13 protein-coding genes are annotated in these 14,737 nt (G+C 64.5%); 10 read left to right on the top strand and 3 right to left on the bottom strand.

Annotated elements, in window-relative coordinates:
• Window positions 1–281: 281 nt before the first annotated feature.
• Window positions 282–1,313, bottom strand: a complete 1,032-nt coding sequence (locus B0G80_RS11965) for a CDP-6-deoxy-delta-3,4-glucoseen reductase (protein ID WP_106283403.1) — start codon at window positions 1,311–1,313, stop codon at window positions 282–284.
• Between the two features lie 109 nt (window positions 1,314–1,422).
• On the opposite strand from B0G80_RS11965, the gene B0G80_RS11960 reads away from it, so the two are divergent.
• Complete coding sequence (locus B0G80_RS11960; protein WP_116118129.1) at window positions 1,423–2,448, top strand: NAD-dependent epimerase/dehydratase family protein; 1,026 nt, start codon at window positions 1,423–1,425, stop codon at window positions 2,446–2,448.
• 152 nt (window positions 2,449–2,600) lie between these two features.
• Here B0G80_RS11960 and B0G80_RS11955 read toward each other — a convergent pair whose 3' ends face one another.
• Together B0G80_RS11955 and B0G80_RS11950 are read right to left on the bottom strand one after the other, a co-directional pair.
• Window positions 2,601–2,789, bottom strand: coding sequence for a hypothetical protein (locus B0G80_RS11955; protein WP_106283401.1), 189 nt, complete (start codon window positions 2,787–2,789; stop codon window positions 2,601–2,603).
• Window positions 2,790–2,956: 167 nt separating this feature from the next.
• A complete protein-coding gene (locus B0G80_RS11950) occupies window positions 2,957–3,667 on the bottom strand; it encodes a pseudouridine synthase (RefSeq protein ID WP_116119632.1) in 711 nt (236 codons plus the stop codon).
• 95 nt (window positions 3,668–3,762) lie between these two features.
• Between B0G80_RS11950 and B0G80_RS11945 the strand changes: the two genes are divergently transcribed.
• From B0G80_RS11945 to B0G80_RS11905, 9 genes are all read left to right on the top strand, one after another.
• A complete protein-coding gene (locus B0G80_RS11945) occupies window positions 3,763–5,016 on the top strand; it encodes an MFS transporter (RefSeq protein WP_116118128.1) in 1,254 nt (417 codons plus the stop codon).
• Between the two features lie 169 nt (window positions 5,017–5,185).
• Window positions 5,186–6,169, top strand: a complete 984-nt coding sequence (locus B0G80_RS11940) for a MurR/RpiR family transcriptional regulator (RefSeq protein ID WP_116118127.1) — start codon at window positions 5,186–5,188, stop codon at window positions 6,167–6,169.
• Complete coding sequence (locus B0G80_RS11935) at window positions 6,166–7,158, top strand: isoaspartyl peptidase/L-asparaginase family protein (RefSeq protein WP_116118126.1); 993 nt, start codon at window positions 6,166–6,168, stop codon at window positions 7,156–7,158. The genes B0G80_RS11940 and B0G80_RS11935 overlap by 4 nt, the downstream gene beginning before the upstream one ends.
• Window positions 7,159–7,219: 61 nt before the next feature.
• The gene (locus B0G80_RS11930; RefSeq protein ID WP_116118125.1) at window positions 7,220–9,142 is read left to right on the top strand and encodes a dipeptide ABC transporter ATP-binding protein; all 1,923 of its coding nucleotides are present in this window, start codon (window positions 7,220–7,222) and stop codon (window positions 9,140–9,142) included.
• An 82-nt stretch (window positions 9,143–9,224) separates the two neighbouring features.
• Window positions 9,225–10,787, top strand: a complete 1,563-nt coding sequence (gene gsiB / locus B0G80_RS11925) for a glutathione ABC transporter substrate-binding protein GsiB (protein ID WP_116118124.1) — start codon at window positions 9,225–9,227, stop codon at window positions 10,785–10,787.
• Window positions 10,788–10,911: 124 nt separating this feature from the next.
• Window positions 10,912–11,832 carry a glutathione ABC transporter permease GsiC gene (gene gsiC / locus B0G80_RS11920; RefSeq protein WP_012434094.1) on the top strand — a complete coding sequence of 307 codons (921 nt, stop codon included), beginning with the start codon at window positions 10,912–10,914 and terminating at the stop codon, window positions 11,830–11,832.
• Between the two features lie 7 nt (window positions 11,833–11,839).
• Window positions 11,840–12,745: a glutathione ABC transporter permease GsiD gene (gene gsiD / locus B0G80_RS11915; RefSeq protein ID WP_106283394.1), complete on the top strand. Its 906-nt coding sequence runs from the start codon at window positions 11,840–11,842 to the stop codon at window positions 12,743–12,745.
• On the top strand, window positions 12,742–13,806 hold the full coding sequence (locus tag B0G80_RS11910) for a P1 family peptidase (protein ID WP_116118123.1): 1,065 nt from the start codon (window positions 12,742–12,744) through the stop codon (window positions 13,804–13,806). Before gsiD ends, B0G80_RS11910 begins: the two co-directional genes overlap by 4 nt.
• Window positions 13,806–14,639, top strand: coding sequence for a M55 family metallopeptidase (locus B0G80_RS11905; RefSeq protein ID WP_116118122.1), 834 nt, complete (start codon window positions 13,806–13,808; stop codon window positions 14,637–14,639). Before B0G80_RS11910 ends, B0G80_RS11905 begins: the two co-directional genes overlap by 1 nt.
• The last annotated feature ends 98 nt before the right edge of the window (window positions 14,640–14,737 follow it).

The following is a 14,737-nucleotide window of genomic DNA, read 5'->3' as shown; positions in this document are numbered from 1 at the left end:
GCCACGGCATGCCGTGGCTTTCATGATCCGAACAGCTCGCGCCCTGGTGCGGCGCGAATCCGTGACGAAGCCAGCGGCGTCCCTAGGGGAGCGGCGAGCGGCGACGTCGAAGTTCGGATGGGATGCGGTTCATGCGCGAAAGAATACGACAAGGAAAGCGCTGGTGTAAACCGTGAATTTGCGTCGGACGGCGTCGAAACGGATTTTTGTGCGTCAGCCATCATGTCGACACGTTGTTCAGGCGCGGCCTGACCGATTGCTCGATCACGCCGCCTGTCACATCAAACCGCGTTCGCCAGATCCGCTGCGCTCGTGAACGAATCCGCGTAAAACTCGTCTTCCGGCAGAGCGTGGTGCTGCGTGAAATCGCGCTGCGCCGACTCGACCATCACCGGCGCGCCGCACGCATACACCTGATATGCCGACAGATCCGGCAGATCCTCGATCACCGCGCGATGCACGAAACCGACGCGGCCCGTCCATGCATCGCTCGCGTCCGGTTCCGAGAGCACCGGCACGAACTTGAAGTTCGGAATCTCGCGCGCCCATTGTTCGGCCAACTCGAGCAGATACAGATCCTTCTTGCGACGTGCGCCCCAGTAGAGCGTCATCGGCCGGTTCAGGTTCTTGAACACCGCGTGCTCGACGATCGCCTTTAGCGGCGCGAAGCCCGTGCCCGAGGCAAGCAGCACGATCGGCTTGTCCGAATCCTCGCGCAGGAAGAACGTGCCGAGCGGCGCTTCGAAGCGCAAGATGTCGCGCTCTTTCATGGTGTTGAACACGTGATCGGTGAAGGCGCCGCCGGGCATGTGACGGATGTGCAATTCGATCGGGCCTTCCGCGTGGGGCGCATTCGCCATCGAATAGCTGCGGCGCTTGCCGTCTTTCAGAATGAATTCGAGGTACTGACCGGCGAGATATTGCAGACGCTCATTGGCGGGCAATTGCAGCTTCAGCACGACGACGTCGTCGGCCTTGCGCTCAATCGCGTTCACGCGGCAGGGCAGCTTCTTGACCTGCACGTCGCCGACGCCCGCCACTTCGCGGATGTCCACTTCGAGATCGGTGCAAGCGGTCGCGCAGCAAAAAAGCGCCATGCCGCGCGTCTTTTCGTCGTTCGATAAAGCCGACGACGAATGCGGACGTTGCTCGATTTCTCCACTGATCACGGTGCCCTTGCACGAACCGCAAGCGCCGTTCTTGCAGCCGTATGGCAGGCCGATGCCCTGACGCAAGGCGGCACTGAGCACCGGTTCGTCCTGTTCTACCTGAAACTGCCGGCCGCTTTGCCGGAGCGTGACGTTAAATGCCATAAAGTGTTCGAAATCGAAAAGTCGGTAATCGTTATCGGACCCGCGTGATCGGACCCGGCGTGTCAAGCGCGCGGTACGTGCCGCGCTTGACGGCTACAATGCGTCCACCATGAAAGCGACACGAAACTTCCGCCGGCCGCGCGTGTTAATCGTAGGTTGCGGCGATGTCGGCATGCGCTGCGTGCCCTTGCTGCGGCCACGCGCGCATGTCTTCGCGCTGACCAGCCACGCCGGGCGGTGCGCCGAATTGCGCGCCGCGGGCGTCACGCCGCTGGTCGGCGATCTCGACGTGCGCGGCAGCCTGAAGCGGTTGGCGGGCCTCGCACCGACGGTGCTGCATCTCGCCCCGCCGCAGAAAACTGGCGACGACGACCGCCGTACCCGCGCCTTGCTCGCTACTTTAAGCACGCGCCGCGCTTCAGCGCGAGCCGCCGTGGCGCCTGCAGTCTCGCCGGTAGGGCGGTTGCGCCAACTTCGTGCCTCGTGGGCGGAATCTGGAACAGCCAATATTGTACCCGACGGGGTGCGCCGGGCCGCCGGTTCGCGTGCGCCCGTGCGCCTTGTGTACGCGAGCACGACGGGCGTCTATGGCGACTGCGGCGGCGCGTGGATCGACGAAACCCGCGCGACGCAAGCCGCCAACCCGCGCGCCAGGCGGCGTGTCTCGGCCGAGCGGCAATTCCGGCGCGCGAACGCGCGCGGCAGCGTCGCGGCGAGCATCGCGCGGATTCCGGGCATTTATGCGGGCAACCGCCTGCCGCTCGCGCGGCTCGAAAAGCGCACGCCGGCCCTGATCGATGCCGACGACGTCTACACCAATCATATTCACGCCGACGATCTGGCCGCGATCCTTGTGCGCCTCCTCACCCACGGGCGGCCGGGGCGCGTGGTGCACGCATCCGACGACACATCGCTGAAAATGGGCGAGTACTTCGACGAGGTCGCCGACGCGTTCGGCCTCGCGCGCGCGCCGCGCATCACGCGAGCCGAAGCGGAGTCGCAGGTCGAGCCGACCTTGCTGTCGTTCATGCGTGAATCGAGGCGCTTGATAAACCGGCGTCTCAAAGAGGAATTGCGCGTGCGCTTGCGGTATCCGAGCGTCGAGGATTTTTTGCGCGAAGGCGTGAAAGCGTGAAAGGGTAGCCTGAAGCGCGTTGTTGCAAGCCGCCTCACGAACGCCAGAAAGCCACGAAAAAGCGCGGCAAAAAGCCACCTCTCCAGGCGTCGCCCGGAAAATCCCGCCCACGCCGCGCTTCGCCGCATCAGCGCGGCGCGGCCTCGCGCGACCTACGTCAGCGCGGGCAATGCTTCCAGCAACAGGAAACACAGCATCGCGCCGATCAATGCGCCGATCAGGTTCGGATGATATTTATGCCGCAGCCGCATCATGACCAGCAATCCGCCGATCAGGACCAGTCCGACGCACACGAAAGCAATCATCACGGACGAAATCTGCAAACCATCGTGGATGACCATGGCGCCCCTCCTTGAACTCTTTGTAGTCTTTGTTTAAACGAGTATAGAGCGAGGTGTAAGGAAGATCATGCTGCGACGCAGCGCGCAAACAGGCGCCGCGCGCGTTATGTGGGCGGCCGCTCACGCGTTTTCCTGCGGCATCAAGAGCTTAAAGGGGCGCTACCGGTTTACCCGCTCCGTAAAGATCCGAGGTCGGTTTCGTCGAGCCATTGCCACGCGCCCGGCGCAAGCGTTGCGGGCAAGGCGAGTCCGCCGATCCGCTCGCGATGCAGCGCTTCGCATCGGTTGCCGGCCGCGGCGATCATCCGTTTGACCTGGTGATACTTGCCTTCCATCACGGTGAGCGCGAGCGTGTGAGCGCCGCGCGCCGCTGCGTCGACTGCGGCGATCGGTTTGGGCTCGCCGTGCAGCAGCACGCCGTCGCGCAGTGCGCTCAATTGCGCGTCGTCGATCGGATGACGCGTGGTCGCGACATACACCTTCGGCACTTTGCGTTTCGGCGACGTGAAGAGGTGCACGAACTTGCCGTCGTCGGAGAGGAGCAGCAGGCCGGTGGTGTCCTGATCGAGCCGGCCCACGCATTGCACGCCGCGCTCGGCGAACTGCGGCGGCAACAGGCTGAACACGCTCAGATGATGCTGCGGATCACGCGAACACTCGTAGCCCGCCGGCTTGTTCAGCAGCAGATAGGCGTGCTCGCGATACGGCCAGACGACGCCGTCCACGCTGAAGGAGAAGGTAGTGTCGCCGATGGGGAAGTCGGCGTCGGCATCGGTGCAAACAGCGCCGCCGATGCTCACGCGCGCGTCGGCGATCAGCGCGCGGCATTGGCGGCGCGAGCCGAAACCTTGAGTGAAGAGAATGCTTTCGAGATTCATGGCGAGCGAAGAATAACACCGCAAGAAGCGGAGCGCCCGGCGGCGCGAGTCGGACGACGATGAACGCTCCAATGTCCCGTCGCCGGAGTTCATCGATGCACGCCACATCTGCCGCTTCATCCACACACGCACTGCCGGCCGCTTTTCAGCGGCTCGCGTGGTCGAACCTGGTCGCACAATCCGCCGAACAGATCAGCCTCGCCGCCGCGCCACTCGTCGCGGTCTTCTCACTCGGCGCCGACGCGCGCGACACGGGTCTGCTGCAAACCGCGCAGACGCTGCCGTTCCTGTTGCTTTCGATCCCGCTCGGCGTCTGGGCCGACCGCCGCTCGCGCCGCACGTTGATGACGCTCGCTGAAAGCGTGCGCGTGATCGCCATGCTGTGCGTGCTGCTGCTCATCATGAGCCATGCGTTGAGCTTGCCGCTGCTCGCCGCGCTCGGCTTCATCGCCGCGACCGGCACGGTGGCCTACAACGTCGCGGCGCCTTCGCTGGTGCCAGCACTCGTGCCGCGCGAAGCATATGCCAGCGCGAACGGCCGGCTGGAATTGGCGCGCAGCGTGGCCTATTCCGCTGGGCCGGCGCTCGGCGGCCTGCTGGTCGGCTGGATCGGCGCGGGTTGGGCGTATGGCTGCGCGGCCGCGCTCTCGGCGCTGGCTGTCGCGTTGCTGGCGGGCTTGCGCGAACCGCCGCGCCGTGCACTGCCGCCACGTCACTTCATGCTGGAACTGCGCGACGGCACGCGTTTCGTGCTGCGCGATGCGTTGCTGCGTCCCATGCTCGCGACCGCGGTGTTCTTCAACCTAGGCTTCTTCGTGCTGCAAGCGGTGTATGTGCCGTATGCGGTGCATCGGCTGGGCCTGAGCGCGTCGGCGGTCGGTGTGACGCTCGGCGCCTACGGTGTCGGCATGGTGTGCGGCGCGCTGGCCGCGCCCGCCATCGCGCGACGTCTCGCGTTCGGCCGCGTACTGATCATCGGGCCTTCGTGCGGGTTGCTCGCGTCGCTCGTGATGGTGGCCACGCTCGTTGCGCCGTCGTTCTCGTTGGCATTGCTGAGCTTCTTCCTGCTCGGCGCCGGACCGATTCTGTGGGTGGTCGGCTCGACCACACTGCGCCAGGCGATCACGCCCGAACGGATGATGGGCCGCGTCTCCGCGCTCAACAGCACCGCCACCTACGGTGCGCGGCCGGTCGGTGCATTGCTCGGCGCGGCGATCAGCGCGCGCTGGGGTATGGATGCGTGTCTCGTCGCGGCGGCGGTGGCCTTCCTCGTGCAGGCGTTGATCATCGTCATGTCGCCGGCGGCGCGGCTGGCTCGCATTCCGGAGCAAAGCGCAGCGGCGTGCTGAAAATGGATTTTCACGCAGCCGCGTCGGTGCGCGCTTGAAATGCGTCTTTTGTTCGCAGCGCGTCAGTGAAAACCCTCGAAAATGAAAATGAATTTTTTTCTGCGAGATTTCCGTGTAAATATACTTTCATTCATTTTCATTACGCCAAGCGCCAGGCCGCCTCGTTCGCATGATCCGTCAACCATCCGTTGCATCCGATTCCGCCGAGCAGGCCATCGCCGCGCGCATCGCCGCGGCCATGCCGACCCTCACGCCGATCCATCGGCGCATGGGCGACTACGTGCTGGCCAATCTGTTTCGCGCGGCGACCATGCGCATCGACGAACTGGCCAGCGTGGTCGGCGCCTCGGTGGCGACGGCGAATCGCTTCGCCCGCGCGCTCGGTTTCGACGGCTATCCGCAATTCCGTGAGGCGCTGGTGCGCGGCTTCGAGGCGACGCTCGCGCCGGTCGAACGTCTGCGCAGTGCGCAGGAGTCGCTCGCAGCCGGCGACGATGTGGTCGACGCCTCGCTCGAGCAGGCCGCCACTAATCTGCAAGCCACCCGCACGGCAATCGACGGCGCGGCGGCCGAAGCCGCCGTCGAAGCGATCATCGCCGCGCGCCGCGTGTTCGTGCTCGGCTTCGGCGCCAGCGCGTTTCTCGCGGGTCTGATGGAACACGGCCTGATGCCGTATCACGACAACGTGCAGTCGCTCGCGCTGATGGGCGGACCGTCGCACGCCGCGCGGCGTCTGTTTGCTTCGAACGAGGGCGATCTCGTCATCGGCATCGCTTTCCCGCGTTACGTCGAAGACACGATCGAGCTTGCGCATCGCGCGGCGGGCCGTGGCGCTCGCGTGCTCGCGCTCACCGACAGTCCGCGTTCGCCGCTCGCGCAATTCGCCGACATCTCGCTCTATGTCTGCGCGGATCGGCGGCTCGCGGCGAATGCCGATTCGGCCGTGCTCGCCGTGATCGAAGCGCTGTGCGACGCGGTGGCGTATCGCGCCAAGCGCTCGGTGAAGGCGGCCGCAGAGGTCAGCGAATTCCTGTTGCCGTGGCTCGTCGATCCGCAAACCGAGGCTACCGGCACGAACGCGCGACCCGCGCGAGGCGCGGTCCGAGCCACCCGCACTCCCCGTACTCCTCGCACTACCAAAGCCAAACGATGAACTCCAACGCAGTCATTGCCATTCATGGCGGAGCAGGGACGATCCTGCGCACGTCGATGTCAGCCAGCGCCGAAGCCGAATATCACGCCGCCTTGCACGCGGTGCTGAGCGCCGGCCAGCGCGTGCTCGCCGACGGCGGCAGCGCGCTCGATGCCGTCAGCGAGGCCGTGCGTCTGCTCGAAGATTGCCCGCTTTTCAACGCGGGCCACGGCGCGGTTTATACGGCGGCCGGCACGCATGAACTCGACGCGGCGATCATGGACGGCAGCACGCTCGAAGCCGGCGCGATCTGCTGCGTAAAGCGCGTGCGCAATCCGATTCTGGCGGCGCGCCGCGTGCTCGAACACAGCGAGCACGTGCTGTTTACCGGCGAAGGCGCGGAAGCGTTCGCCGCCGCGCAAGGACTCGAATTCGTCGAGCCGGCGTATTTCCATACTGAGGCGCGTCATCGTCAATGGCTGATCGCACGCGGTCAGCAACGCGCCATGCTAGATCACGATGGCGCGACACTGGCCGCCACTTCGTCTCCGAATGACGACAATCCCACGCCGCACGAACCGATCGATCCGAACCGCAAGTTCGGCACGGTCGGCGCGGTTGCGCTCGATCAGCACGGTCATGTGGCGGCGGCGACGTCGACGGGCGGCGTCACCAACAAGCAGGTCGGCCGGGTCGGCGACACGCCGCTGATCGGCGCGGGCTGCTACGCGGACGACGCCACCTGCGCGGTCTCGACCACCGGCTCCGGCGAAATGTTCATGCGCATGGTCGCGGCCTACGACGTCGCCGCGCAAATGGCCTACCGCAACGTGTCGTTGCAGGAAGCGGCCGACGACGTGGTGATGAACCGTCTGCCGAAGATCGACGGACGCGGCGGCCTGATCGCCGTCGATGCGCGCGGCAACGTCACGCTGCCGTTCAACACCGAAGGCATGTATCGCGGTTTCGCGCGGCTCGGCGAAAGCCCGGTGACGGCGATTTACCGCTAGTCAGTCTGGCCGCTCACAGCATGCACCCCCGTTAGCCGCGTTCGAATTCAAAGGAACTACCGTGCCGACTTCATCGCACACCGCCCGTCCGCTTATCGAGACCTTGCCGCCGCAACGCGTGCTGGCGGTCGACGATCTATCGGTCGCCTTCCGTAGCGGCGACACCACTTTCAACGCGGTGCGCAATCTGTCGCTGACGGTCGAGCGCGGCGAGACGCTGGCGATCGTCGGCGAATCGGGTTCGGGCAAATCGGTAACCTCGCTCGCATTGATGCGGCTGATCGAGCATGGCGGTGGGCGCCTTGCCGGCGGCAGCATCGCTTTTCGGCGCCGCGACGGCAGCGTGCTCGACCTCGCGAAAGCGTCGTCCGGCACGATGCGTTCGATTCGCGGCGCCGACATCGCGATGATTTTCCAGGAGCCGATGACCTCGCTCAATCCGGTCTTCACGGTGGGCGATCAGATCAGCGAGGCGATCGCGTTGCATCAGGGCAAGAGCCGCTCCGCCGCGCACGCTGAAACGCTGCGCCTGCTCGAACTCGTGCGCATTCCGGAAGCGCGGCGCGTGGCGGCGCGGTTTCCGCATCAACTGTCGGGCGGCATGCGTCAACGCGTGATGATCGCGATGGCGCTGTCGTGCAAACCTGCATTGCTGATCGCTGACGAACCGACCACCGCGCTCGACGTGACGATCCAGGCGCAGATCCTGCAACTGATCCGCGGCTTGCAGGACGAGATGAACATGGGCGTGATCTTCATCACGCACGACATGGGCGTGGTCGCTGAAGTAGCCGATCGCGTGCTGGTGATGTATCGCGGCGAGAAGGTGGAAGAGGGCGCGTCCGACGCGTTGTTCGCCGCGCCGTCGCATCCTTATACGAAGGCGTTGCTCGCCGCGGTGCCGCGTCTCGGCGCGATGCAAGGCACGGATCAGCCGGCCAAGTTTCCGATCCTGACCGTCGAGCAGGCGAGCCTGAGCGGCACGGATCAAGCCGTGCGTCCCGCTGCCGCCGTCGCCGAAGAAACGCAGCCGCTGGTGCAGGAAACCACGCCGCCGATTCTGCGAGTCCGCGATCTGGTCACGCGCTTTCCGGTCAAGAGCGGAGTGTTCGGCCGCGTGACGGGCCGCGTGCATGCAGTGGAAAAAGTCAGCTTCGATTTGCGGCCCGGCGAAACGCTCGCGCTCGTCGGCGAATCGGGTTGCGGCAAATCGACAACCGGCCGCTCGCTGCTGCGCCTCGTCGAAAGTCAAAGCGGGTCGATCGAATTCAACGGCCGCGAAATCAGTTCGCTGATGGGCCCCGCGTTGCAGGCGCTGCGCCGCGATATCCAGTTTATTTTCCAGGACCCGTTCGCGTCGCTGAATCCGCGTTTGACGGTCGGCTTCTCGATCATGGAGCCGCTGCTCGTGCACGGCGTGGCGCAAGGCGCCGAAGCACAGGCGCGCGTGGCGTGGCTGCTCGACAAAGTCGGCTTGCCGCCCGAAGCCGCGCGGCGCTATCCGCACGAATTCTCCGGCGGTCAGCGGCAACGCATTGCGATTGCGCGCGCGCTGGCGTTGAACCCCAAAGTCGTGATCGCCGACGAATCCGTGTCCGCACTCGATGTCTCCGTGCAAGCGCAGATCGTCAACCTGATGCTCGATTTACAGCGTGAACTCGGCGTCGCGTATCTGTTCATTTCACACGACATGGCCGTGGTCGAGCGCGTCAGTCATCGCGTTGCGGTGATGTATCTCGGCCAGATCGTCGAGATCGGCCCGCGCCGCGCGGTGTTCGAAGCGCCGCAGCATCCGTACACGCGCAAGCTGATGGGCGCGGTGCCGGTCGCCGATCCGGCTCGCCGTCACGCCAAACGCATGCTTGCCGCCGATGAGATTCCGAGCCCGATTCGCGCGCTCAACGATGAACCGATCGTGGCGCCGCTCGTCGCGGTTGGACCGGATCATTTCGTCGCCCAGCATCACGTCGGCGGCGCGTACTAAAACCCCGTACTAGAACCTCTAGCCACACGCTTGTTCTCGCAGCATCACAACCTGTTTCATTTCGCAGCCTGGAGCCAACCTCATGAACCTGCTGGTCCCGTCTTCTCCGTTTCGTTTGCGCGCGCTGGTTAGCGGCGGCGCAGTGGTGTTCGCGATGCTCGCGGGCAATGCGGCGCACGCCGACACCACGGCAGTAATGGCCGTCGCCTCGACCTTCACGACGCTCGATCCGTACGATGCCAACGACACGCTCTCGCAAGCCGTCGCCAAGTCGTTTTATCAGGGGCTGTTCGGCTTCGACAAGGACATGAAGCTGGTCAACGTGCTGGCCGACAGCTACGAAGCCAGTCCGGACGCGAAGGTCTACACGTTCAAGCTGCGCCACGGCGTGAAGTTCCAGGACGGCACCGACTTCAACGCTGCCGCGGTGAAAGCGAACTTCGACCGTGTGACGGATCCGGCGAACAAGCTCAAGCGCTACAACATGTTCAACCGCATCGAGAAGACCGAAGTGGTCGATCCGTACACGGTGAAGATCACGCTGAAGGCGCCGTTCTCGGCGTTCATCAACGTGCTGGCGCATCCTTCGGCGGTGATGATTTCGCCGGACGCGCTGAAGAAGTACGGCAAGGACATCGCATTTCATCCGGTCGGCACGGGTCCGTTCGAACTGGTGAAGTGGGATCCGGCGGGCGATCTGACGGTGAAGAAGTTTGCCGGCTACTGGAAGAAGGGCTACCCCAAGGTCGACGCGATCGACTGGAAGCCGGTGGTCGACAACAACACGCGCGCCGCGTTGATGCGCACCGGCGAAGCGGATTTCGCCTTCCAGGTGCCGTTCGAACAGGCCGCGCAATTGCAGTCGAGCCCGAAGGTCGATCTGATCGCGTCGCCGTCGATCATCCAGCGCTATATCAGCCTGAACGTGAACCAGAAGCCGTTCGATAATCCGAAGGTGCGTGAAGCGCTGAACTATGCGGTCAACAAGGACGCGCTCACCAAGGTCGTGTTCGCCGGTTACGCGACGCCGGCCGACGGCGTGGTGCCGCAAGGCGTCGACTACGCGGTGAAGCAGGGCCCGTGGCCGTACGATCCGGCCAAGGCGCGCGCGTTGCTGAAGGAAGCGGGCTATCCGAACGGTTTCGAAACCACACTGTGGTCCGCGTATAACTACTCGACCGCGCAGAAGGTGATCCAGTTCGTGCAGCAGCAACTCGCGCAAGTGGGCATCAAGGCGCAGGTCGAAGCGCTCGAAGCAGGCCAACGCGTCGCCAAGGTGGAAAGCGCGCAGGACGCCGCGACGGCGCCGGTGCGCATGTACTACGCGGGCTGGTCGTCGTCGACGGGTGAAGCGGATTGGGCGATCACGCCGCTGCTGGCGTCGGTCTCGTTTCCGCCGAAGATGGTCAACACGGCGTACTACAAGAACGACACCGTCGACAGCGATCTGAAGCAGGCGCTCGAAACCACCGACCGCGCGAAGAAAGCCGAACTCTATACCGACGCGCAAAAACGCATCTGGGCCGACGCGCCGTGGATCTTCCTCGTCAAGGAGAAGGTGGTGTATGCGCGCAGCAAGCGTCTGTCGGGTGCTTATGTCGCGCCGGACGGCTCGTTCAATTTCGACGAGATCGCGATCAAGTGATGAGTTGACCGTGAGCGCGGGCGTGTCGTTTCATCAGCGCGCCCGCGCTGCACGCTGGCTGCTTTGCTTCACTACGCGCCGCACAAGATCTTTCGTTGCCCGCATCATTGCCGGATTGGATGTCATGCTGAATTTCCTCGTCAAACGTCTCTTTGGCCTGCTGCCGACGCTTTTCATCGTCGCCGTGCTGGTGTTCCTGTTCGTGCATATGCTGCCGGGCGATCCGGCGCGGCTTGCCGCCGGTCCCGACGCGGACGAGGCGACGGTCGCGCTGGTGCGCGCCGACCTCGGCCTGAACAAGCCGATGCCGCAGCAGTTTGCCAGCTTCTTCGTGAAGATCGCGCACGGCGACTTCGGCATTTCGACGCGCAGCAAGCGCCCGGTCAGCCAGGAAATCGGCGAGCGTTTCATGCCGACGCTGCTGCTCACGCTCGCCAGCATGGTATGGGCGGTCGTGCTGGGCATGGGCATCGGCATCGTTTCGGCGGTGTGGCGCAACCGCTGGCCGGACCGGCTCGGCATGACGCTCGCGGTGTCGGGTATATCGTTTCCCGCATTCGCGCTCGGCATGCTGCTGATGGAGATCTTTTCGGTGAAGCTCGGCTGGCTGCCGATTGTCGGCGACGGTTCGTGGCAGAGCTACGTGTTGCCCTCGCTCACGCTCGGCGCGGCCGTCGCGGCGGTGATGGCTCGCTTCACGCGCGCGTCGTTCGTCGAAGTGATGAACGAGGACTTCGTGCGGACCGCGCGCGCCAAGGGCGTGCCCGAACGTCTCGTGATCGTCAAACACTGCCTGCGCAACGCGATGATTCCCGTCATCACGATGATGGGTTTGCAATTCGGCTTTCTGCTGGGCGGCTCTATCGTGGTCGAAGTGGTGTTCAACTGGCCGGGCCTCGGGCGCCTGCTGGTGGACGCCGTTTCGATGCGCGACTATCCGGTGATTCAGGCCGAAGTGCTGTTGTTCTCGCTGGAATTCATCATCATCAATCTGGTCGTGGACGTGCTGTACGCCGTGATCAATCCGACCATCCGTTTCAAGTGAGGCCCGCATGAGCACGACCGCCACCGAGCCGACTGCGGCCAGCACCGTGAAAGCACAAGCCGCCATCCGCACGCCATGGAGCGAATTCTGGCGCAAATTCCGTAAGCAGCACGTGGCGCTCGGCGCCGGCATCTTCGTGCTGCTGTTGATTGCGGTCGCGATCGTCGCGCCGCATATCGTGCCGTACGATCCGGAGAATTTTTTCGACTACGACGCGTTGAACGCGGGGCCCTCCGCTGCGCACTGGTTCGGCGTGGATTCGCTGGGCCGCGATATTTTCAGCCGAATTCTTGCGGGCTCGCGTATTTCGCTCGAAGCGGGCTTTCTGTCCGTTGCAATCGGCGCGGTGATCGGCACGTTCTTCGGCTTGCTGGCCGGCTACTACGAAGGCTGGTGGGATCGCATCACCATGCGCGTGGCCGACGTGCTGTTTGCCTTTCCCGGCATTCTGCTGGCGATCGGCGTGGTGGCGATTCTCGGCAACGGCATGATCAACGTGATCTGCGCGGTCGCGATCTTCAGCATTCCGGCGTTCGCGCGGCTCGTGCGCGGCAACACGCTGATGCTCAAGCAGCTCACGTATATCGAGGCGGCGCGCAGCATCGGCGCGTCGGATTGGACGATCATCGTGCGGCACATTCTGCCGGGGACGATTTCCTCGGTGGTGGTGTACTTCACGATGCGTATCGGCACCTCGATCATCACCGCGGCGAGTCTGTCGTTTCTCGGCCTCGGCGCGCAACCGCCGACGCCGGAGTGGGGCGCGATGCTCAATGAAGCGCGCGCCGACATGGTTACGGCGCCGCACATCGCGCTGTTTCCCAGTCTCGCGATTTTCCTGACCGTGCTGGCATTCAATCTGCTCGGCGACGGTTTGCGCGATGCGCTCGATCCGAAGCTCGACCGGCCATGAATTCGACTGCGCTTCAAAACGCGCCGCATATCGGCACGTTGCCAAGCGGTCCGCTCGGCACGATTGCCGATGTGCAGGGCGTGACTGTCGGACATTGCACGCTCGACCAAGGTGACGTGCAAACCGGCGTGACCGTAATTCGTCCGCATGACGGCGATCCGTTTCTCGCGAAGGTGCCGGCGGCGGCGTCGGTGATCAACGGGTTCGGCAAAAGCATTGGGCTCGTGCAGGTCGAAGAACTCGGCACGCTGGAAACGCCGATTGCGTTGACCAACACGTTCGGCGTCGCCGCTGTCGCGCAGGCGCAGATTCGCGCGGCCATTCGCGCGAATCCGCAGATCGGGCGCGAGTGGTCGACGGTCAATCCGTTGGTGTTCGAATGCAATGACGGGTATCTGAACGATATCCAGGCGTTGGCCGTCGCCGAGCAGCATTTCGACGATGCTTATGCCGTGGCCGGTGCCGATGTAGCGAGCGGATCGATCGGCGCCGGCCGGGGCATGTCGTGTTTCGATCTAAAGGGTGGGATTGGCAACGCATCACGCGTGGCGAACGCAGCGGGGCGCAGCTATACCGTCGGCGCTCTGGTGCTGGCGAACTTCGGCCGGCTGCCGATGTTGACCATCGACGGCACGCCGCTCGGCCGTGTGCTCGCCGAGCGTGCGAACAAGGAGCCAACGAAGCCCGAACAAGGCTCGATCATCATGATCGTCGCCACCGACGCGCCGCTCGACGCACGCCAGCTCAAACGTCTCTCCTTGCGCGCGGCCGCAGGTCTCGCGCGCACCGGTTCGGTCTACGGCCACGGCAGCGGCGATATCGCGCTGGCGTTTTCAACGGCCTACACGGTGCCGCACGGCGCCGACTTCATCACGCTCCCACCGCTCCTCGCCGACGAACGTCTCGACCCGCTCTTTCGCGCATGCGCTGACAGCGTCGAGCAGGCAATTCTCGACGCCTTGTGGAGCGCCATATCCGTAACCGGGCGCGACGCTCACCAGCGTCTATCGCTGCGTGACTCAGTGCCCGATCTTGCCCAACTATTCGAACGCACCCGCTGATGAAAGTCCTTATTTCCACCGACATCGAAGGCATTGCCGGCGTGTTTCATCCCGAGCAAACGCGCGCGGGCAACGGCGAATACGAAGCCGCGCGCCGCTGGATGACGCTCGAAGCCAACGCCGCCATCGAAGGCGCCTTCGCCGGTGGCGCGACGCAAGTGTGGGTCAACGATTCGCACGGCGGCTTTCGCAACCTGCTGCCCGACCTGCTCGACGCGCGCGCCCAGGTGGTGCTCGGCAAACCACGCACGTTGGGCATGATGGCCGGCCTTGAATACGGCGCGGCGCTCGTCTTCATGATCGGCTATCACGCCATGTCGCAAACGCGCGGCATCCTCGCGCACACCATCAACAGCTTTGCGTTCGCACGCATTTCGCTGAACGGCGTCGAGGTCGGGGAGGCGGGCGTGTATGGCGCGCTGGCGGAAGAATATGGCGCACAGGTCGCGCTTTTATCCGGCGACGACGTCTTCGCCGAAGAAACCGCGCCGCGTTTTCCAGGCGCGCGTTTTGTGGTCACCAAGAGCGCGGCCGGGCATGCGAGCGGCGTGACGCAATCGCCGGCGAGCGCTCGTGCCGCAATCGAAACCGCCGCGCGCGAAGTGGTTCAGCAGCATCTCGCGAAGGGGCATGCGCGCGAATCCACCCGCAGCGAAGCGAAGCCCGTGGAATGCGAACTGCGCGTGCAAACCAGCGCGCTCGCCGATCTGTTCTGCCAATGGCCGACGCTTACGCGCGTGGATGCGGTCACGCTGCGCTTCAGCGCGGCTTCGGCGGAACATGTGGTGCGTATGCTGAATTGCCTGTCGGCGATGTCGTTCATGTTGCGCTGAGCGTGCGGTAACAGGCCGTTCTCAAATGCGATCATTTCACCGCGCTTACAGCGGCACCGTGGCGGCACGTTTCGTGAGGAAGCGTTACTCTCGTGCAT

The organism is Paraburkholderia sp. BL6669N2 (assembly GCF_003387275.1).
Lineage (GTDB): Bacteria > Pseudomonadota > Gammaproteobacteria > Burkholderiales > Burkholderiaceae > Paraburkholderia.
This window is presented reverse-complemented; position numbering and strand designations above follow the sequence as displayed.

Excerpts from the sequence above, each read along its gene's own strand:
- B0G80_RS11965 (WP_106283403.1), bottom strand. The coding sequence starts at position 1,313 with ATGGCATTTAACGTCACGCTCCGGCAAAGCGGCCGGCAGTTTCAGGTA.
- B0G80_RS11960 (WP_116118129.1), top strand. The coding sequence starts at position 1,423 with ATGAAAGCGACACGAAACTTCCGCCGGCCGCGCGTGTTAATCGTAGGT.
- B0G80_RS11955 (WP_106283401.1), bottom strand. The coding sequence starts at position 2,789 with ATGGTCATCCACGATGGTTTGCAGATTTCGTCCGTGATGATTGCTTTC.
- B0G80_RS11950 (WP_116119632.1), bottom strand. The coding sequence starts at position 3,667 with ATGAATCTCGAAAGCATTCTCTTCACTCAAGGTTTCGGCTCGCGCCGC.
- B0G80_RS11945 (WP_116118128.1), top strand. The coding sequence starts at position 3,763 with ATGCACGCCACATCTGCCGCTTCATCCACACACGCACTGCCGGCCGCT.
- B0G80_RS11940 (WP_116118127.1), top strand. The coding sequence starts at position 5,186 with ATGATCCGTCAACCATCCGTTGCATCCGATTCCGCCGAGCAGGCCATC.
- B0G80_RS11935 (WP_116118126.1), top strand. The coding sequence starts at position 6,166 with ATGAACTCCAACGCAGTCATTGCCATTCATGGCGGAGCAGGGACGATC.
- gsiB (WP_116118124.1), top strand. The coding sequence starts at position 9,225 with ATGAACCTGCTGGTCCCGTCTTCTCCGTTTCGTTTGCGCGCGCTGGTT.
- gsiC (WP_012434094.1), top strand. The coding sequence starts at position 10,912 with ATGCTGAATTTCCTCGTCAAACGTCTCTTTGGCCTGCTGCCGACGCTT.
- gsiD (WP_106283394.1), top strand. The coding sequence starts at position 11,840 with ATGAGCACGACCGCCACCGAGCCGACTGCGGCCAGCACCGTGAAAGCA.
- B0G80_RS11910 (WP_116118123.1), top strand. The coding sequence starts at position 12,742 with ATGAATTCGACTGCGCTTCAAAACGCGCCGCATATCGGCACGTTGCCA.
- B0G80_RS11905 (WP_116118122.1), top strand. The coding sequence starts at position 13,806 with ATGAAAGTCCTTATTTCCACCGACATCGAAGGCATTGCCGGCGTGTTT.